Here is a 19,237-nt window from a genome sequence, read left to right as displayed (position 1 = left end):
GCCGCGGCAAAGAAAGTAAGTGCCGCCCCGCACAGGGGCAACGCAAATAGACCGAAAAGAAATGAAAAAACCCCAACCGCCGCAGGCAAAAAAACCCCACTACAAAACCCGTGCAACTAACGACAAAACCATCGACAAAACAAGCGTAGACATAAACGGAAAAGGATACTCCTTCCCAAAGAGCCGCAACGTCACATCCCCAGGCATCCGCCCAATCCCAATCTTCCTGAGCCACGGCCAGCAGGCCGACAACACCGCGACCGCGACAAACGTAGTCAACAGCCAGCGAATCATCGCAAACCCCTCACAATGTATGCGACCGGTCGCCGGAAGAAAACGCCCGCACCGTATCGTCGAGCCCGCGCGAAAACGCGATCACCTTGAACAACTCCCCCATCTCCGCCTCGGACAACAGCTTCTGCACCGCATTCGCCGCAGGCAAAAACCGCCTGGTGTCCGAAGCATCGATCTCCGATAACGACTCGGTAATCCCCGCATTCAACAAAAACCGCGCTTGCGAAGTGAACCCCAACAAATCCGCGCCGGTCTCCACCCCCGCCTCGGCGATGCCGGTAAATTCCACGTGCGCAGTTATGTCCTGCAAGCCCGGATAAACAAACGGATCGCCATGCGCGCGGTGCCGGTAATGGCACATCAACGTACCCTGCGCACGCTGTGCATGGTAGTACTCGTGCCGCGGAAAACCATAGTCGATAAAAAACGCGGCGCCACGCGCGAGCATCGTGCAAATGGTGCGCGTAAAAGCGCGGGCGGCATCGTGCGTCTCCGTCACGTAGTCTTCGCCCGACGTGTCGACCTCCGACAGCAATTCCAGATCCACCGGCGTAGCAACCGGCCGGTCATCGAAGCAAAACGCACCGTCCCGCCAGATCACGCCGCGTTCGCGCCAGACGCCGCCGCTCGAAGCAAACAGGCGCACCGGCATCGCGTCCAGCACCTCGTTGCCGATCAGCACGCCTTCGAACCGCTGCGGCAACGCGTCCAGCCAGCGCACTTTCGCGGCGAGCGTGGGCGCGGCGGCTTCGATCGTCTCACGCTGACGCTCGCGCAATTCGCCCGACAGATCGACGATCGAGTAAGCGTCGAACTCGACACCCAGCGCCTCGAGCGCGTTCAGCAAACCGGCGGCCAGTTTGCCGGTGCCCGCACCGAATTCCATCAGCTCACGCGTGCCGCTCGCCTGTAACGCTTCGGCCAGCGGGCGCGCCAACGTGGCGGCGAACAGCGGCGACATTTCCGGCGCCGTCACGAAGTCGCTGCCGTCGTCGCCGCGCAGACCGAATTTGCGGGCACCGCCGCTGTAATAGCCGAGTCCCGGCGCGTACAACGCGCGCTCCATGTAGCGCTCGAACGGCAGCCAGCCGCCGGCCGCGTCGAGCTCCGCGCGGATCTGCGCAACCAGCGCTTCGGACTGCGCAAGCGCGCTCGGGCCGGGAGCAGGTAAACTGTCGGGTTGGTGAGCTTTCGGATTCATCCCCGCATTGTAAATGACCGACTCTTTCGACACCGCCGCCGCCCGCGCGCCCGCCACGCCGCGTATCGTGCTGATTACCGGCGCGGGCCGCCGCATCGGCCGGGCGCTCGCGCTCGGTTTTGCCGCGCGCGGCTGGGACGTCGCGGTCCATTACGGCGCGTCGCGGGCGCAAGCGGACGCGGTGGTCGCGGAAATCGCCGCGCTCGGCCGCCGGGCGGTCGCGTTGCAGGCGGAATTGGGCGACGAGGCTCAGGTCGCGCGGCTCTTGCCGGACTGCACCGCGGCGCTCGGCCGGCCGACGTGCATCGTCAACAACGCGTCGCGCTTCGAAGAAGACACCGCGCAAAACGTCGGCTACGAACTGCTGCTGAAGCTCACCGCGATGAATCTCGGCGCGCCGCTGGTGTTGGCGCGTATGCTCTTCGAAGCGACGCCGGAAACGGCGCGCGTCGACGAAAACGAGCGCGGCGTCGTGATCAACGTGCTGGATCAGAAGCTGTACAACATGAATCCGGATTACCTGTCCTACACGCTGTCGAAGGCGGCGTTGCAGACAGCCACGGTTGCGCTTGCGCAGGCGTTGGCGCCGAAAGTGCGCGTGGTCGGGCTCGCGCCCGGTCTGACGATGCAATCCGGCGATCAAACGCCGGCAGGTTTTGCCGAAGCTCATCGAGCTACGCCTTTGGGTCGCGCGTCGCGGCCGGAGGATATTGTCGCCGCCGCGTTGTATCTCGCCGATGCAGCGGGCGTCACCGGAACGACGCTGGTGGTCGACGGCGGGCAGCACCTGGTGCCGCTGCCGCGCGACGTAATGTTTTTGACGGGCGCGTGAAGCGCGCGCGGCCGGCCGGCTGAACCGGCGGCCGCCGCGCCATGAAGCGCCCACTTGCGTGCCCCGCACGCTTTTTTCGACTGGAACGAACATGTTTGCCGCCCTTTCGCATCCCCGGCTCGCCGATTGCCGCCGGCTCTTTCTGCGCAATTACGAAGTGCACATCAACATCGGCGTGCACGACTTCGAAAAGCGCGGCGAACAGCGCGTCGTGATCAACGTCGAACTGTTCGTACCGCTCGCGCTGTCCACGCCCACGGCGGACAAGCTGAGCGAAGTCGTCGATTACGATTTCATGCGCTCGACCATCGCGCGCCGCGTCGCGCAAGGTCACATCCACCTGCAGGAAACGCTCTGCGACGACCTCGTCAAGGCGCTGCTCGACCATCCGCAAGTGCGCGCAGTGTGCATCTCGACCGAGAAGCCGGACGTCTATCCCGACTGCGACGCGGTGGGCGTCGAGGTCTTCCGCATCAAGGAGGATTGACCCATGAATGCTAACGCTCAGGAAATCCTGAACGACGTCGCGGCCGGCGAAGCCGCGCGGAGCGCCACGGTCAAAGCGCCGCTCACGCGCCGCGAACAGAAGGAAGCCTACGAGAACAACAAACTGTTCAAGCGACTCGCGCGCCAGGTCGGCGAGGCGATCGGCGACTTCAACATGATCGAGGACGGCGACAAGGTGATGGTCTGCCTGTCGGGCGGCAAAGACAGCTATGCGATGCTCGAGATCCTGATGCGGCTGCGCGAGCGCGCGCCGATCAACTTCGAGATCGTCGCGGTGAATCTCGACCAGAAGCAGCCGGGATTCCCGGAGCACGTGCTGCCCGAGTATCTGAAGCAACTCGACATTCCGTTTCACATCGAAAATCAGGACACATACAGCATCGTCAAGCGGCTGGTGCCGGAAGGCAAAACCACCTGCTCGCTGTGCTCGCGGCTGCGGCGCGGCATCCTGTATCGCGTGGCGGGCGAACTCGGCGCGACCAAGATCGCGCTCGGCCATCATCGCGACGACATCCTGCAAACGCTGCTGCTGAACATGTTCTACGGCGGCAAGCTGAAGGGCATGCCGCCCAAGCTGCAATCGGACGACGGCAAGAACATCGTGATCCGTCCGCTCGCCTACGTGAAGGAAACCGATCTGGAGAAATACGCGGAGTTGCGCGAATTCCCGATCATTCCGTGCAACCTGTGCGGCAGCCAGCCGAACCTGAAGCGCGCGGAAATGAAGGCGCTGGTCCGCGATTGGGAGAAGCGTTTCCCGGGGCGCATCGAGAATATGTTCAATGCGTTGTCGAACGTGGTGCCGTCGCACCTGATGGACCACAAGCTGTTCCCGTTCGCAGGTTTGCGCGCGAGCGGCGAGGCCGATCCGCAAGGCGACATCGCTTTCGACGAAGAACCGTGCTCGACCGACGGCATCGATAGCGCGAGGCCCGGTGCATCGAAAGCCATTTCAATCGTGCAGTTCGACGATCTCTGAATCGCCGTGTAACACCCGGAAATCAAGGGTTTCCGGGTAATGCGGCGACAAAAAAGGGCCGCGCGTGCGGCCTTTTTCGTCAAGAGCCGCATGATAGAATTGGCGGCTCCAAACTAGTCTATTGCCGACGCCATGAACATCGTGATTTTGGCGGCAGGCACCGGCAAGCGCATGAAGTCCGCGCTTCCCAAGGTGCTCCATCCCCTGGCCGGCCGGCCGCTCCTCGCTCATGTCATCGACACCGCTCGCACGCTCAATCCCACGCGTCTCGTCGTGGTGATCGGCTACGGCGCCGAAGCCGTACGCAACGCGGTGGCGGCGCCGGACGTGCAGTTCGCGGTGCAGGAGCAGCAGCTCGGCACCGGTCACGCGGTGCAGCAGGCGTTGCCGCTGCTCGATCCGTCGGCGCCCACGCTGGTGCTGTACGGCGACGTGCCGCTCACGCGCGCCAGCACGCTGCGGGCGCTGACCGATAAAGCGGGGCACGACGGCTATGGCGTGCTGACCGTCACGCTCGCGGATCCGAACGGCTATGGCCGCATCGTGCGCAATGCGCAGGGCAAGGTGTTGCGCATCGTCGAACAGAAAGACGCCACGGGCGAACAACTCGAGATCGCCGAGATCAACACCGGCATCATCGTCGCGCCGACTGAACGCCTCGGCGGCTGGCTCGCCGCGTTGAAGAACGACAACTCGCAACGCGAGTTCTATCTGACCGACGCGGTGGAAATGGCGATCGAGGCCGGTCTCGAAGTCGTCACCACGCAGCCCGACGAAGAGTGGGAAACGCTCGGCGTGAACAGCAAGCTGCAGCTTGCCGAACTGGAACGGATCTATCAGCACGACCTCGCCGAGACGTTGCTCGTGGCAGGCGTGACGCTGGCCGATCCGGCGCGGCTCGACGTGCGCGGCACGCTCGACTGCGGCCGCGACGTATCGATCGACGTGAACTGCGTGTTCGAAGGCCGCGTGACGCTGGCCGACAATGTGAGCATCGGGCCGAACTGCGTGATCCGCAATGCGAGCATCGGCGCCGGTACGCGTGTCGATGCGTTCACGCATATCGAAGGCGCCGAGGTCGGCGCGAATGTCGTGCTCGGTCCGTATGCGCGGCTGCGTCCGGGTGCGTCGTTGCAGGACGAATCGCACGTCGGCAACTTCGTCGAAGTGAAGAACGCGGTGCTCGGGCGCGGCTCGAAAGCGAATCACCTCACCTATATCGGCGACGCGGATATCGGCGCCCGCGTGAATATCGGCGCCGGTACGATCACCTGCAATTACGACGGCGCGAACAAATTCCGCACGATCATCGAAGACGACGTGTTCGTCGGCTCGGACACGCAGCTTGTCGCTCCGGTTCGGGTGAAGCGCGGCGTGACGATTGCAGCGGGCACCACGGTGTGGAAAGACGTCGAGGAAGACTCGCTGGTTCTGAACGACAAGACTCAAACAAGCAAGACGGGCTATGTCCGCCCGACCAAAAAGAAGAGCTGATGGCCGTGACGCGCGCACGAGGCGCGCTCCCTGAAATCCAGCAGCAGCACTGAAAAGGAATAAGCCATGTGCGGCATTGTCGGCGCGGTTGCGCAACGTAACATTGTTCCCGTCCTGATCGAAGGACTCCGGCGCCTCGAATATCGCGGCTACGATTCATGCGGCGTCGCGGTACTCGGCGACAACGGGCCGCGCCGCGCGCGCAGCGTCGCGCGGGTCGCGGACCTCGACGAGCAGGTGCGCGAGAGCCATCTCGAAGGCATCACGGGTATCGCCCACACGCGTTGGGCGACGCACGGCGCACCGGTCACCGACAACGCGCATCCGATCTTCTCGAAAGACACGCTTGCGTTGGTACACAACGGGATCATCGAAAACTACGAGACCCTGCGGGAAATGCTGCGCGGCAAGGGTTACACGTTCGTCTCGCAGACCGATACCGAGGTTATCGCTCACCTGATTCACAGCCTGTATCGCGGCGATCTGTTCGCGGCGGTGCGTGAGGCGGTCGCGCAGTTGCATGGCGCGTATGCGATCGCGGTGCTGCACAAGGATCAGCCGCATACGGTGGTCGGCGCGCGGCAAGGTTCGCCGCTGGTCGTGGGTCTCGGCGACGGTGAGAACTTCCTCGCGTCGGATGCGTTGGCGCTGGCTGGCAGCACCGAGCGCTTCATCTTTCTCGAAGAAGGTGACGTCTGCGAACTGTCGCTGGAGAGCGTGCGGATCGTCGATCGTGAAGGCAATGTGGTGCAGCGCGAAGTGCGTCACGTAGCGGCTTACGGCGGCGCGGTGGAACTCGGCCCGTATCGTCACTTCATGCAGAAGGAAATCTTCGAGCAGCCGCGCGCGATTACGGACACGATCCCGCAAGCCGATTCGTTTGAGGCTTCTCTGTTCGGCGACGGCGCAGACAAGGTGTTCGCGGGCATCGACAGTCTGCTGATTCTTGCCTGCGGCACGAGCTACTACTCGGGGCTTACCGCGAAATACTGGCTCGAATCGATCGCGAAGATTCCCACGCAGGTCGAGATTGCGAGCGAGTATCGTTACCGCGAGTCGGTACCGAATCCGAAGTCGCTGGTGGTGGTGATCTCGCAGTCGGGCGAAACGGCGGACACGCTGGCGGCGTTGAAACACGCGCAGTCGCTCGGGCACAAACACACGCTGGCGGTGTGCAACGTCGGCACGAGCGCGATGGTGCGTCAGACGGAACTGTCGTTCCTGACGCATGCGGGCCGCGAGATCGGCGTCGCGTCGACCAAGGCGTTCACCACGCAACTGGTCGCGCTGTTCGTGCTGGCTGTGACGCTCGGCAAACTGCGCGGGTACGTGAGCGCGCAGCAGGAAGCGGATTATCTGAAGCAGTTGCGCCACTTGCCGGCCGCGTTGAACAGCGTGCTGGCGTTGGAGCCGCAGATCATCGCGTGGTCGGAAGAGTTTTCGCGCAAGGAGAATGCGTTGTTCCTCGGGCGTGGGCTGCACTATCCGATCGCTCTTGAGGGCGCGCTGAAGCTGAAGGAGATTTCCTATATCCACGCGGAAGCATATCCGGCCGGGGAGTTGAAGCACGGGCCGCTCGCACTGGTGACGGAAGCGATGCCGGTGGTGACGGTGGCGCCGAACGATGCGCTGCTGGAAAAGCTGAAGTCGAATATTCAGGAAGTGCGCGCACGCGGCGGCCAGCTTTATGTGTTCGCGGATGCGGATACGAAGATCGTCAACGACGAAGGCTTGCATGTGATCCGGATGCCGGAACACTACGGTTTGCTGTCGCCGATTCTGCATGTGGTGCCGTTGCAGATGCTTGCATATCACACGGCTTGTGCGCGGGGGACGGATGTGGATAAGCCGCGGAATCTGGCGAAATCGGTGACGGTGGAGTGAGGGGGCGGACACCGTATTTGTGTGAAAACGACGGTCACCGGGAGGTGGCCGTTTTTATTGGTGGATAAAGCTTTTACTCAGATGCCTCCCTGTCAGGCGCCTCTTATAAAAAGCCTCTTATAAGAGGCAAATAAACCTCTTAAAGCCATACCATGCTACATTTATGAGGCACAAAGGAGTTGCCTCATGGATTGCACCCTGCAGATATTCCTCGACGACCGGTGGGTCGACTGCGCGCAGATCGAACTCAACAGCGGCCTTTGCCAGTGGAATTACCTGGTGGAGTACGCCGTCGAACGCCCCGACTCGCCGGTATCACTGGCCGAGCCGGTGGATATGGAAATTCGTCCGGCCCGGACAATGCCGGCGTTTCTCTACGACCTCGTGCCCCAAGGCGCAGGTCGCCGCTTTCTATTGGGCGAACTAAAACTCCCGGACGGCCCTGACGCAGACTTTCCGTTGATCCGCGCCGGCGCTTTTAATCCGATTGGCCGAATGCGGGTCGCCGAGGCCGTGGATTACTTTGACGAGCACGTGGCGCGCCACCCAGCAGCGCGTGGTCTGCCCGGCCTGACGATCGACGAAGTCGTCGTGCGCAGCATGGAGTTCAAAGAAAGAATGTTCCTGCACGGGATGCTGGGCACCGGCACGACAGGGGTGCAGGGAGCAGCGCCGAAATACCTGCTAACCCGGGACCGCGCAGGCCTGCTGCACGGAGACGCAGTGTTGCCCGACGCCGACGCCACACAGCATCTGATCGCGAAATTGCCACGCGGCAATAGCGCGGCCGACGAAAAGGTCCTGCGCAATGAAGCCGCGTACATGCGAGTGGCCGCCACGCTCGATATCCGCACGCATCCGGATTTGCCGACCCTTCACGGCGACGTCCTGCTGATTCCGCGCTTCGACCGGATCGTACGCGACGGCAAAGTCGTGCGCCTCCATCAGGAAAGCGTGGCATCCATTCTGAAGCTGTCTGGCTTTGACGTGCGTCCAAGCCTCTTCGAGGTCGTTGCCGGCATCCGCAAGGTTGTCAGCGACCCGGCCGCTGAAACGCTCGAATTCATCAAGCGGGACGTGCTCAATCTGGCGATGCGTAACACGGACAATCACGCGCGGAATACGGCCGTGCAACGGGTCGAAGGCAGAATCCAGCTCACGCCGCTGTTCGACTTCGCGCCGATGTACCTCGATCCCGAATTGATTCCACGCGCACTGCGATGGTATCGGCCGGATACGCGAGTCGAGCTGACGGACTGGGCCGACGTGCTGGCAGCGCTGCCTGTACCTGAGCACGAGCGCCGGATGCTCGTCGACGAATTGAGCCGGTTTGCCATACAGGTCGAACGTTTGCCCGACATCATGGAGAGGCAGGGCGTCGATCACGATGTCATCGAGTTCCTGGCGCAGTCCATCGACATGCAGGTTCGTCAACTGAAAGCCCTTTCATCGCCACAGGCTCGACATGCCTCGTAGAACCCGACCTACCCGTGAAGAGCAGAATGCGCTGCGCCGCGCGTTCTACGAAAGAATCGGTCAGGGCGATATGACCATCCCTGAGGCGCTGAAAGCGATGCGCGAGATGACCGGCCTGACCCAGGCAGAGTTCGCCGCGCACCGGGGCGTCAGCCGCCGGGTTATCCAGGACATCGAACGCGGAACCGGAAATCCGACCGTCGAGTCGCTCAATAGTGTTGCGAAGCTTTTCGGCTTGCAGGTCGGATTCGTTCCGATCAGACGGAGTGATTCTTGAGGCTGGTTGGGTTGGTTGGGTTAGCTAAACGGTGACGCCTCGCTCCTGCAAGAGAACAGTCATCCGTCGCTCCTCGAGTGATCGCGTCGTCGATGGACGAATCACAAACCGGCACACGAGCCGACGACCGCTACGTCCGCACGCCTACAACTCCGGACGCGCAAGGTCGCTCGCCACGATGTGCTCGCCGTAGACCTGCGCGGCCGCGACCGCCTCGAGCTTGGTCGGGTACGGACCGAGTTCCGGCGCGCCGTCGAACGGAAACAGCACGCGGCCGTCCGTGCTTCGCACCACTTTCAGCACGCCGAAGAAGCGGCGGTAGCCGGCCAGCTTCGACGTTGCTGACACTTCAAAGTCTTCTTCCGATGTCGCGGGGACGCTGGGAATAAATACGGTCTTGCTCATACCTGAAAACGTCGCTTGTTCGATGAGGCGGCGCTGGCTGGAGCGCCAGGGCCGCGCACGGTTGTCGCGGGAAGAGATTCACCAGCGGCCGTCATTGTCTCAAATCCATACGAATTCGAGCGGCCCGATAGCACTGGATTCACCTGATCACCTTTATACGCCCGCCAACGCGGCAGACCTGTGACTGAAATGCGGCGGTATTTTTGCAGCGAGCGGCGAGGACCTCGCACCTCGCGGGTACAACGGGTGCACGTCAAATTAAGCGCAATAACGCAACTAACGGAATATGTTTTCCGAAGCAAAAAAAAGCAGTCTCCAGGCCGAGGCGGCGGCACTAGCGCGTGAAATATAGGCAACGCCGCTGCTTCACTCCTTCCGAACAGCGACCTCACAATGAAGCCCAAGCGCTTCTGCGCCAACCACGCCAGCCCCCTCACCCCACGTTTTATCAGACGAAACCTCCCCATTCTGAGCCCCATAAAGGGCCGGAGCTATAATGCGCAAATTCCCTCCCTTATCCGCGCACCGTTATGAGCCGGTTACTTTGCCTGATCGTGCTTTCGCTCGGCCTGATGCAGACCGCGACGGCTGACGAAAACACCGACCGCATGTCCGCGTACCTGACGCAGAAATTCGGCCTGGCAAAGGAAAAAGCTCAAAAGATTTCCGACGCGGTTCAATCTGCGGCGTCGAAATATTCGCTTCCGCCGGCGTTGCTGCTCGCGATCATCTCGATCGAATCGCGGTTCAAGGAAAAGGCCAAGGGTGCCAACGGCGCGACGGGGCTGATGCAGGTGGTGCCGGGTGCGCATCGCGGCTTGCTGAGGAACGTCAAGGACCTCACAGAGCCGACTGCCAACATCGAAGTAGGCTCGGCGATCCTGTACGGCTACATGCGCTCGGCTAACGGCGACCTGAATGCCGCACTGAAGAGTTATGGCGGATCGCAGGCTTACGCGCGCAAGGTGAGCTTGCGTGTAGAAGACTTCGCAGACGTTGCCACGGCGCAAGACGCCGCGCAGCGTTCCGGCGGCGCTCAAGCCACTGCATGCGATGGCCGTCAGGCGGACCGCTGCACGGCAGCGGACAACTGGGCCGACGCGTTCACGATCCCCGCACCCGATGCCGCCAGCGCGTCGGGTTCATCGAACGGCGCTTCGGCCGCATCGCACTAAGCGTTCGCCTTTTCCCGACGGCGCGCCGGGCCGGCCATCGCATCCTGCAGCGCTGACCACCTGCGCGGTTTTTACGCACGCCCGCCAACCGCTCTACAATGCATTCCCATTCGAGCTCATGCAGCTCGTCAAGCAGCTCACCTTGCGATTCGACCATGTTCACCACGTTTTCCAAAGCCACCGCTGGGTCGCTTTTCGGCCTGCTGACGCTCGCCGCGTGCAGCAGCACGCCGCAGCCTAAATTCCAGCAGGAGTTGTTCGAAACGGGCGCGAGCCCCTACGCACGCAATTTCAACTCGAGCACCACCGATACCTGCGAGGCCGCGCGTCGCGCTCTGCTGAGCCAGGGCTATCTGACCACGATGACACGTACCGACACCGTCGACGGCACGAAGAATTTCCAGCCGAGCGGCGATACGCATGTGGTCGTTGAGTTTCACGTGGTGTGTACCGCGGGTGAAGAGGCCGCCGATACCAGCATCGTCTACGTGAATGCCGTCCAGAACGGTTTTGCGCTGAAGAAAAGCGATACCTCGGCGAGTGTCGGGTTGAGCGTGCTCGGATCGCTGTCGTTGCCGATCCGCTCGAACAGCGACGCGATGGTGAAGATCTCGAGCGAGACGATTCCGTCCGGCAAGTTCTACGACCGCTTTTTCGGCCTGATCGACCACTATCTGCAGACGGTAGTGCGCACGCAGCCGGTGGCGAATAGCCGAGTGGAAACGCGTCTGTTGCCGATGCCGGTGGAAACCACCGCGCCGATGCCGGTGCCAGCAACGCCGGACCCAATCGGTCAAGCCGCGGCGGTGCAACCGGCGAGTTCGCCGACGGTGCAGCCGTAATTGGCCGGCAAAAATGAAATACCAAAGCTGATCGAACGCTGATCAGCCTTTGATCTCATCACGCAGCGGTACTTATCCTATGTCGTTTACTTCATATGTATATATATGTAGTAGTAGTTAACAAGGGTTTACCCGTTCTGTGGATAAGTCGCGTTTTCCCCGCTGCATCAACGGCATGCGAAATCTATAACCCTTCTGAACAGTCCTGTAGAAAAACTACCAATGCGGGATAACTTTGTTCGCGCCGACTGGTAGCGCCGCGTTATCAAGAATCGGCGCACAGGCTGTCCGGCGATTCATCCCGACGTTGTCCATAGGTCAATGTGGATAACTTGTCCGTCGGTGGCACGATTTACACATCGACTTTCACGTTCAATCATCGTGCTAAACCGCTCGCAAGCGTACAGACGATGCCACGGCCGAACGCGCACATTGAGTTCGCGCGGTACAAAGATTGCGTGTCTTATTTTGCAAGCGCAACTGTTGCTATTTAGTCAAAACTATCTCGTTAATGCCCATAGAGGCATAGAGTTAAAGTGTTTTCTGAAGTCTTTGTTGCAGTGCGGGGGTGTGTATGAAACGCAGATCAGCACGACAGTTAGTCCGTCTTCTCTCCGATATCCGGCATGCGACGCATTGCAGTACGTTGCGCGCGGCGGCCACCAATCGGGCGATCTTGATTGCGTCTTCCGCGCATGACGCGCAAACCGCCGATGACGCCGCCGACAGCGACACGAATGACGAAAGCGTCGACGCCACCCGCAGTTCTCCCCACGACAAGCCTACCAGGAGCGGTTCATGAGAGCCGCAAGCGAACAGTCGTTGCGTTTTCTGGTTGATAAATGGCTTGCGCCGGGGCCATCGTCGACCGTTCACGTCACGGAATTCAGCCGTACGCGCGTGGGCGGGCGGCGTTATGTGCGAGTGGAAACCTGCGTCGAAGCGGGCGCGCTCAGTCTCTTCTTCTTCCGTCACGACGACGGCTGCTGGTGCGTGTTTCCACCCACCGCCGACACGCCGAAGTGGACCGGGCAGCCGCGCGCGGCCTAGCGTAGTGCTCAAGTAGCATGGCGTACGGGCTTGACCGGCAAAACGAAAACCTCAGGACGCGCGAGGCGAGCGCTCCCGTCCTCGTTGCCATGCCGGCATGACCTGACACACGATCAGACCCACCAGCATCAATACGCAGCCGAATAGCGCGCGCGCCGTCAGCGTCTCGCCGAGCACCAGCCAGCCCGCTAGCGCGGCGAACACACCTTCCATACTGAAAATCACCGCGGCGTGCGACGGCGCCGCCTGCTTTTGTGCGACCACCTGAATCGTGTACGCGATGCCGACGGACAACGCACCGCCGTACAGGATCGTCGGCGCGGCGCGTTCGATCACCGCGAGACTGACGGGCTCGATGGCGAGACCGATCAGCAGACACGCCAACCCGCAAATGACGAACTGCACGAGCGCGAGCATCAGCGTGTCGTGCCGCAAAGCGAAGCGGCCGACCAGCATCATCTGCACGGAAATCACCAGCGCGCCGGCGAGTTGATACCAGTCGCCGTACAGCATCGAAAAGTGTTCGTTGACGCTCAAAAAATACATGCCGACGGCCGCAAGCGTTGCGCCAAGCCACGTGCCGATTCCCGTTCGATGCCGAAACAGCACGCCGAGCAGCGGCACGATCACCACATAGAGCGAGCTGATGAAACCGGCGTTGGCGACCTTCGTGTATTGCAGACCGATCTGCTGCAACGAGATCGACACGGCCAGCACGATGCCGAGCAACGCGCCGGCGCCGAGCAACTCACGTGCGCCGCCGGGCTCGCGCGTGGAAAGTTCGGCGAGCGCGGAGCGCCGCACGCAAACGATCAGGATCAGCACGACCAGCGCGCCAAGCAGGAAACGCAAACCGGTGAAAAGGAACGGACCGATTGCATCGAGACTCAGGCGTTGTGCGACGAACGCGGAGCCCCAGATCATCGCGGCGATCAGCATCAGCAGATTGGCGCGGAGGTGTTGGCGGGTTTCAGGTTTCACAGCGGTTTTTTCGAATGATTGGGCCGGCAACAACGCACATGAAGCCTATTTGACGGATTGCACAGTGCACCGCGGTGTTCCGCCGTGTCCCGCAGTATCCATCACGGCGCGGCGACTTTTCGCTGCACCGGTAACGGTAACGGCAACGCGGGCAGCGTCACCACGAAGCGCGGGCCGCCCGAAACCGTAGACTCTAGCCGCACGTCGCCGCCGTGAACCAGCGCGACGCGCCGCACGATCGCGAGGCCCAGGCCGAAGCCGCCGGTGTGCCGGTCGCGACTCGAATCGAGCCGATGGAACGGCTCGAATACGCGGTCGCGGTCGGCGAGTGGAATGCCGGGGCCGTCGTCTTCGACGCTCAGCACCAATGCGCCGGCTGCGCCGATTTCAGCGCGCAGCGAGATGGCCTCGCGTGCGTAGCGTGTACTGTTGCGGATCAGATTCAGCAGCGCGCGCGCGACCAGCTTGGGATCGCAGACATGATACGTGGGATCCGGGGCTTCTCCGTTTCCAGCACGAGCTTCTGCGGTTCGGCCGCCTTGCCGCAACCCCGCCGTCGACACCGACACCGACAACGTCAACGACCGGTCCGCCACATCGTTAGCCATGCTCGCGGCCACGCTATCGAGCAGTTCGTCCACCGACACCCGCATCAGCACCAGATGATCTTCACCTTGCTCGAGCCGGCTCAACGTCAGCAGTTCGGTGACCAGTTCGTCCAGCTCGCGCACGTCCTTGCGCAGCGCCTGGTGACGTTCACGCTGCCGCTCGGGCGACTCTGGCGATTGCGACGCTTGCAGCAATGCGAGCCCGAACTCGAGCCGCGCGAGCGGCGTCTTCAGTTCGTGCGAGATGCCGTGCATCATGTCGCGCTGATGCAGGATCGACGCTTCGATCTGCCTCGCCATTTCATTGAACTGCTGCGACAACTCATAGATGTTCGACTTGCGCGACAACTGCGCGCGCGTCGACAGATTGCCCGAACCGAACGCGTGCGCCGCGGCCTCGAGCTTGCGCAGATCGCGCCAGTGATAGCGAACCCACAAAATCACCGAAAGCAGGATCGCGATGGCGAACAGGCCGTAAGCCAGCGCCTGCACGCCGAGATTCGACACTTCATTGCGCCGCGCATGCACGACGATGCCGTCCGGCAGCGGCAAGTAGTAACTGGTGGCGTTGTCGTCGAGCACCAGCTTGCCGTCGCGCAGTTCGCGCCAGCGCGACCCTTTCAGCTCGGCCTCGACGTCGGCGAGGGTTGTCAGCGTGAAGCTGCTGCCGCCGTGCTTGCGCAATTCCGCCAGCGCCTCTGCACGCGCGGCGCCGGGATGGCGTTGCAGATAATCTTCGAGTACGAACGCGTAGGCGCTTTGTCCGTCGCGTTCGAGCGTTGTGACGCGGCTATGGAACAGTTGCCCGAACGACTGATTGATGAGAACGATCGCGATGCCGCCGCCGATCAGCACCGCCAGATAAAGGCGCACCAGTGAGCGCAGCATTTATTCCTCCCACGCGGACGGGCTGAACAGGTAGCCGCGTCCCCAGATCGTCTTGATCTTGTGCGGCTCGGGCGACGCATCTTCGAAACGCCGGCGCAGCCGCGAGATGCCGGCGTCGACCGTGCGGTCGATCCCGTCGAATTCAATCCCGCGCAACTGCTTGAGAATGTCGTCGCGGCTCAGCACCGTGCCGGCAGCGCGCGCGAGGATCAGCAGCAGGTTGTATTCGGTAGTCTTGAGTTCGACCGGCTGACCGCGCCAGTTCACTGCGCGATCGGGTGGCGAGATCACGAGTTCGCCGAAGCTCAACGTTTCGTCCTGTGCCGGCGCGGCCGCGGTTTCCGCGGGGTGAGCACGCCGCAGCAGCGCACGCGCGCGGGCAACCAGCACGCGCGGTTCGATCGGTTTGACGACGTAGTCGTCGGCGCCCGTTTCCAGACCGGCGATCTGGTCGTACACGTCGACGCGTGCTGTCAGGATCAGCACCGGCACCCGCGAAAAGCTGCGAATTCGCCGGCAGACTTCCATTCCGTCCAGATTGGGCAGCATCAGATCGAGGATCACCAGCGCCGGGTTGTGTTCGCGGACGGCGGCCACGGCCGTATCGCCGCGCCGCACGATCGTCACGCTGAATTCGTAGCCGTTCAAATACTCCTTGATCAACTGGGCGAGCCGATCGTCGTCCTCGATCAGCAACACGCTGGTCTTGAGAGGGGCGTCGTTCATAAAGGTCTCCACTAGCAGACGCCGATTCTAGCCGCGCGCGCGAGCGCGGGATACGCCGCCGACACTCGCGAACACTTGAACACAATTGCGCACAGATTCTCCCAACTTCACGACAGACGTGGCGAAGGGACGTCCCTAGACTGCGGTCTCCGTCTCCAACAAAAAGATCTGATCGTGCGCAAACGCCTCCCGACGCTATGTATTTCGCTCCTTGCCCTGACCTGTTCGTCAGTGGCGCATGCCGAAAATTTCTATACGTTTTCTCTGGCGGGCGGTGTCGGACCGCGCTATCAGGGTAGCCGCGATTACCGTCCGTTCGTCGCGCCGCTGATTTCCGCGCAATTCAGCAACGGCATTTTCCTGAGTCCGAAAGACGGGCTCGGCTACAAGTACGAATTCGCCAATGGCCTGTTCGCGTCTGCGGCGCTCGGCTACGACTTCGGTCGCACCGACCGCAATCGCGCCGATCTGCCGGGCTCCGATTATCTGAAGGGCATGGGGCGAATTCCGGGCTCGGTGATGATGTCGTTCACCGTCGGCGCGCATGTGTTCGGCGCGTCGACCGTCAGCATCACGCTCGATCAGCCGGTCACCAAGACCGGTCGCGGGACTAGCGGCCACCTGGATCTGACGGTGCCCGTGCTGCAAACGGTCGACAACATCATCGACGTCACCGGGTCCGTGCACGCGGGCAGCGGCCGTTACACGCAAACCTTCTACGGCGTCACCGACGCGCAATCGGCCGCGAGCGGTTTCCGGCCTTACTCGGTGAAGGGCGGTGTCGACAGTGCAAAGGTGTCGCTCGGCTGGACGTACATGTTTTCTCCGCGCTGGTCGGTGCACACCGAGGGCGGCGTGACTCGCCTGCTGGGTGCATCGGCGAACAGCCCGATCGTGCAGTCGAAGAACAACTACTTTGCGATCACGGCGATCAGCTACCGCTACTGATTCTGTTGGTCGACCGACAGGCGACGCACGCTTCGCCGACCCGCCCGACTCCGCTTCCCGCCCCGACTCGCGCGATAATCGCGCAACGGCGCAGCGGCTTCCAACACGAACAACGGGCCGGCCGGCCGCTTTTCAGGCACACACAATGGATGAGAAAGACTGGATCGCCGGCGCCGCGAAGGCGCTGGCGATCATCGAAGCATTCGACGAAGAACACGCGCGCATGACGCCGACCATGGTGGCGGGGCGCGCGGGCTTATCGCGCACCGCGGCGCGCCGTTACTTGCTGACGCTCCGCGAACTCGGCTACGTGGACACCGACGGCAAACTGTTCTGGCTCGCGCCGCGCGTGTTGCGGCTCGGTCAGTCGTATCTGGATTCGGCGCGACTGCCGCGCACCGTGCAGCCGTTTCTGCAACGCATCACCGCGACCGTGCAGGAAACCGCGCTGGTGGCGATTCTCGATGAACACGACGTGGTCTACGTTGCGCGCAACGGCGTGAACCGGGCGATGGCGGTGGGCTTCGTGCTGGGTTCGCGGGCGCCGGCTCCGTTGTCGTCGGCGGGATTGGTGCTGCTGGCTTTCCAGGCGCCGGAGCGGATCGAACAATGGCTCGCGTCTTATCCGATCAAGGTGTTCACGCCGCACACCTATTCGACGATCGCGCAGTTGCGCGAAGTGCTCGGCGAAATCCGTCGCGACGGCTACGTCGTCACCGATCAGCAACTGGAACTGGGCATGCGCGGCGTCGCGGTGCCGTTGCGCGACCGGCACGGCTCGGTCGTGGCGGCGATCAGCGTCAGCATGCCGATCGGCCAGGAGTCGGCGAATTCCGCGTTGCAACGGGTGCTGCCGACCCTGCAGGAAACCGCCAGTTTGCTGCGCAACCTGGTCTGAACGGAGGCCGAATGATCGGCCTAGGTAATCTCCCTAATATGGTCTACTGACTGAGTGAAAGCGCCCCGAAAGCAACGTGTCTCCCGGAAAATACATATCGAGATTTGGGCATGACAAACGGCCTACACTGCGTAATACTCTCCCGCGGGGGGCGGGAAGGCGGCCCGAGCCGTGTCTGCTCTACCGTGCAGCTATTTCATTCACATCGACTAGTCGTCCAGGTTTGGGGAAACAACACATGAAAAAAGTTATCGCCTCGCTCGCAGCCGCATCGATCGCGCTGGTTTCGGTTCAAGCTTTCGCACAGGCTTCTGACGCAGCAGCACCGGCCGCAGCAGCAAGCGCGCCGAAGAAGCACCACGTGAAGAAGCTGAAGTCGCACGGCAAGCGCGCTCCGGTTGCAGCAGCAGCTTCGGCAGCGGGCACGAACGACAAGGGCACGCAGAACTAAGCTGAAGCCAGGTTTGGCGTGACCAGCAAAAAGGCCAGAGCATCCGCTCTGGCCTTTTTGTCTTGCAGCGAGCGTTTCAGCCGCCGCCTTATCGCGTTACCGTGCCGTTGCTCTCAGCCGGCCAGACCGCGCTTGATCACTTCGTTCAGCAAACCGGTCAGGCCTTCCGGGTGCGTAGCCGCACGCTCTTTCAATTCGGTGACCAGTTCGCCATTCAGCTTGCAGGCAAACGCGACGAGGCCTTGCGCCTGATCGAGCTTGCGCTGTTCGCGCCGGTCGAGCTTCGGCTCGGCGGCTTTGCCGAAACGATCGGCGGTCGACAGTTTCATTGCATTGTTCAGCTTGAGTGCCTTGTTCTTTTCAAGGTCGGTCTTTTTCATCGCCATACGGAAGGCCTCTGCCAGATAAGTAATCCCGCATTGTACGCACCACGCCGGGCCGCACGCGAGCGCGGCGGATGCGAGCTTCAGCCGTCGTCCGTGGCAGCGCGTGTGCCGTTTGTCGCGTGGACGGGTTCGGTGCGCGCCGCGACGCTGTCCATCAGCGCGCGCATTCGCTGCCAATGGGTGCCTTCCCAGAACACACGGCGGCACACGTCGCAGGTGACGAATAGCCGATGTCTTTGCAGCACACCGTCCGGCGCGCGGGCGCCGACTTCTTCCCGCGCGATGCGGCGTAGCGGCGCATTGCACATCAGGCACAAACGGAACGGTTGTGCGCTACCCGCCAGATCGAGCCGTTCGAACACTTCGCGTAGTTGCTCACGTGGTTTGAGCGCGCGCACATAGCAGCCGTGCGTGATGGAGCGGCGTTTCAATAGCTCGCGGTCGCGGGTCAGCACGACGCGTTGTTGGGCGGCGGCGAGCGCCTCGATATCCGCGTCCGGGTAGTGGTTGTCGTACAGCGTATCGAAGCCGGCTAGCCGCAGCAGCGGCGCGAGACCGCCGAGGTGAGCATCGGCGATGAAGCGCATCACCCGCAGCGGCCGCTCGCGCACACGCAGCAGCGGCTGGATGTCGAGCGCTTCAAACTTCGGATAGACGGCGACGCGGTCGCCGTCCGCGAGCAGGTGATTGAAACCGACCGACTCGTCGTTCACCAGAATCAGCTCGACCTCGGTGTGCGGCACGCCGAGCACTTCGATCATGTGCTTGGCGGTGGCGCCGCGCGCGCAGGCGCAACTGAACGCGCGCCGGCGCCGCGGCCGGGCGAGAAAATCGTTCAGCTCCTCATAGAAGCGGAAAGTCGCGGTGACCATCGCAGCAGTATCGCACCGTGTTTCGATGCGCGCTGTCCTGCGCTTGTCGCATGGGTGTGCTTT

General features: G+C 62.3%; 21 protein-coding genes. 13 read left to right on the top strand and 8 right to left on the bottom strand.

Annotated elements, in window-relative coordinates; genetic code table 11:
• Positions 1–99: 99 nt before the first annotated feature.
• A complete protein-coding gene (locus PQQ51_RS30080) occupies positions 100–294 on the bottom strand; it encodes a DUF2905 domain-containing protein (protein WP_408500841.1) in 195 nt (64 codons plus the stop codon).
• A 10-nt stretch (positions 295–304) separates the two neighbouring features.
• Positions 305–1,495, bottom strand: a complete 1,191-nt coding sequence (locus PQQ51_RS30075; RefSeq protein WP_408500840.1) for a class I SAM-dependent methyltransferase — start codon at positions 1,493–1,495, stop codon at positions 305–307.
• A 13-nt stretch (positions 1,496–1,508) separates the two neighbouring features.
• Here PQQ51_RS30075 and PQQ51_RS30070 point away from each other — a divergent pair, with 13 nt between their 5' ends.
• From PQQ51_RS30070 to relB, 7 genes are all read left to right on the top strand, one after another.
• Positions 1,509–2,327: an SDR family oxidoreductase gene (locus tag PQQ51_RS30070; RefSeq protein WP_408500839.1), complete on the top strand. Its 819-nt coding sequence runs from the start codon at positions 1,509–1,511 to the stop codon at positions 2,325–2,327.
• Between the two features lie 91 nt (positions 2,328–2,418).
• The gene (locus PQQ51_RS30065; protein WP_408500838.1) at positions 2,419–2,814 is read left to right on the top strand and encodes a dihydroneopterin aldolase; all 396 of its coding nucleotides are present in this window, start codon (positions 2,419–2,421) and stop codon (positions 2,812–2,814) included.
• A 3-nt stretch (positions 2,815–2,817) separates the two neighbouring features.
• Positions 2,818–3,813, top strand: a complete 996-nt coding sequence (gene ttcA, locus PQQ51_RS30060) for a tRNA 2-thiocytidine(32) synthetase TtcA (RefSeq protein ID WP_408500837.1) — start codon at positions 2,818–2,820, stop codon at positions 3,811–3,813.
• Positions 3,814–3,945: 132 nt separating this feature from the next.
• Positions 3,946–5,307: a bifunctional UDP-N-acetylglucosamine diphosphorylase/glucosamine-1-phosphate N-acetyltransferase GlmU gene (gene glmU / locus PQQ51_RS30055; RefSeq protein ID WP_408500836.1), complete on the top strand. Its 1,362-nt coding sequence runs from the start codon at positions 3,946–3,948 to the stop codon at positions 5,305–5,307.
• A 66-nt stretch (positions 5,308–5,373) separates the two neighbouring features.
• A complete protein-coding gene (gene glmS, locus PQQ51_RS30050) occupies positions 5,374–7,191 on the top strand; it encodes a glutamine--fructose-6-phosphate transaminase (isomerizing) (protein WP_408500835.1) in 1,818 nt (605 codons plus the stop codon).
• 186 nt (positions 7,192–7,377) lie between these two features.
• Positions 7,378–8,667, top strand: coding sequence for a type II toxin-antitoxin system HipA family toxin (locus tag PQQ51_RS30045; RefSeq protein WP_408500834.1), 1,290 nt, complete (start codon positions 7,378–7,380; stop codon positions 8,665–8,667).
• Positions 8,657–8,944, top strand: a complete 288-nt coding sequence (relB, locus tag PQQ51_RS30040) for a type II toxin-antitoxin system RelB family anti-toxin (RefSeq protein ID WP_408500833.1) — start codon at positions 8,657–8,659, stop codon at positions 8,942–8,944. The genes PQQ51_RS30045 and relB overlap by 11 nt, the downstream gene beginning before the upstream one ends.
• Before the next feature lie 144 nt (positions 8,945–9,088).
• Here relB and PQQ51_RS30035 read toward each other — a convergent pair whose 3' ends face one another.
• Positions 9,089–9,349, bottom strand: coding sequence for a DUF6723 family protein (locus PQQ51_RS30035; RefSeq protein WP_408500832.1), 261 nt, complete (start codon positions 9,347–9,349; stop codon positions 9,089–9,091).
• A gap of 530 nt (positions 9,350–9,879) precedes the next feature.
• Between PQQ51_RS30035 and PQQ51_RS30030 the strand changes: the two genes are divergently transcribed.
• The 3 genes from PQQ51_RS30030 (at position 9,880) to PQQ51_RS30020 (ending at position 12,416) form a co-directional block, all read left to right on the top strand.
• On the top strand, positions 9,880–10,524 hold the full coding sequence (locus PQQ51_RS30030; protein ID WP_408500831.1) for a lytic transglycosylase domain-containing protein: 645 nt from the start codon (positions 9,880–9,882) through the stop codon (positions 10,522–10,524).
• A gap of 155 nt (positions 10,525–10,679) precedes the next feature.
• Complete coding sequence (locus PQQ51_RS30025; RefSeq protein WP_408500830.1) at positions 10,680–11,366, top strand: DUF2242 domain-containing protein; 687 nt, start codon at positions 10,680–10,682, stop codon at positions 11,364–11,366.
• Positions 11,367–12,164: 798 nt separating this feature from the next.
• On the top strand, positions 12,165–12,416 hold the full coding sequence (locus tag PQQ51_RS30020; RefSeq protein ID WP_408500829.1) for a hypothetical protein: 252 nt from the start codon (positions 12,165–12,167) through the stop codon (positions 12,414–12,416).
• A gap of 51 nt (positions 12,417–12,467) precedes the next feature.
• Here PQQ51_RS30020 and PQQ51_RS30015 read toward each other — a convergent pair whose 3' ends face one another.
• From PQQ51_RS30015 to PQQ51_RS30005, 3 genes are all read right to left on the bottom strand, one after another.
• Positions 12,468–13,397 (bottom strand): DMT family transporter, encoded by a 930-nt coding sequence (locus tag PQQ51_RS30015; RefSeq protein WP_408500828.1) that lies wholly within the window; start codon positions 13,395–13,397, stop codon positions 12,468–12,470.
• A gap of 101 nt (positions 13,398–13,498) precedes the next feature.
• On the bottom strand, positions 13,499–14,893 hold the full coding sequence (locus tag PQQ51_RS30010; protein ID WP_408500827.1) for an ATP-binding protein: 1,395 nt from the start codon (positions 14,891–14,893) through the stop codon (positions 13,499–13,501).
• Positions 14,894–15,619: a response regulator gene (locus PQQ51_RS30005; protein WP_408500826.1), complete on the bottom strand. Its 726-nt coding sequence runs from the start codon at positions 15,617–15,619 to the stop codon at positions 14,894–14,896. It lies immediately after the preceding gene.
• Positions 15,620–15,820: 201 nt separating this feature from the next.
• Here PQQ51_RS30005 and PQQ51_RS30000 point away from each other — a divergent pair, with 201 nt between their 5' ends.
• The 3 genes from PQQ51_RS30000 (at position 15,821) to PQQ51_RS29990 (ending at position 17,916) form a co-directional block, all read left to right on the top strand.
• The gene (locus tag PQQ51_RS30000) at positions 15,821–16,567 is read left to right on the top strand and encodes a MipA/OmpV family protein (RefSeq protein WP_494478655.1); all 747 of its coding nucleotides are present in this window, start codon (positions 15,821–15,823) and stop codon (positions 16,565–16,567) included.
• A 145-nt stretch (positions 16,568–16,712) separates the two neighbouring features.
• The gene (locus tag PQQ51_RS29995; RefSeq protein WP_408500824.1) at positions 16,713–17,465 is read left to right on the top strand and encodes an IclR family transcriptional regulator domain-containing protein; all 753 of its coding nucleotides are present in this window, start codon (positions 16,713–16,715) and stop codon (positions 17,463–17,465) included.
• 238 nt (positions 17,466–17,703) lie between these two features.
• Positions 17,704–17,916 (top strand): hypothetical protein, encoded by a 213-nt coding sequence (locus PQQ51_RS29990; RefSeq protein ID WP_408500823.1) that lies wholly within the window; start codon positions 17,704–17,706, stop codon positions 17,914–17,916.
• Positions 17,917–18,029: 113 nt separating this feature from the next.
• Here PQQ51_RS29990 and PQQ51_RS29985 read toward each other — a convergent pair whose 3' ends face one another.
• Together PQQ51_RS29985 and PQQ51_RS29980 are read right to left on the bottom strand one after the other, a co-directional pair.
• Entirely contained in the window at positions 18,030–18,302 is a 273-nt protein-coding gene (locus PQQ51_RS29985) for a hypothetical protein (RefSeq protein ID WP_408500822.1), read from the bottom strand.
• 80 nt (positions 18,303–18,382) lie between these two features.
• The gene (locus PQQ51_RS29980) at positions 18,383–19,174 is read right to left on the bottom strand and encodes a Mut7-C RNAse domain-containing protein (protein ID WP_408500821.1); all 792 of its coding nucleotides are present in this window, start codon (positions 19,172–19,174) and stop codon (positions 18,383–18,385) included.
• Between the last annotated feature and the right edge of the window lie 63 nt (positions 19,175–19,237).

The organism is Paraburkholderia xenovorans, from assembly GCF_046030735.1.
GTDB classification, from domain to species: domain Bacteria; phylum Pseudomonadota; class Gammaproteobacteria; order Burkholderiales; family Burkholderiaceae; genus Paraburkholderia; species Paraburkholderia xenovorans_A.
The sequence above is the reverse complement of the archived record's forward strand: the minus strand, read 5'-3'. Positions and strand labels throughout refer to the sequence as shown.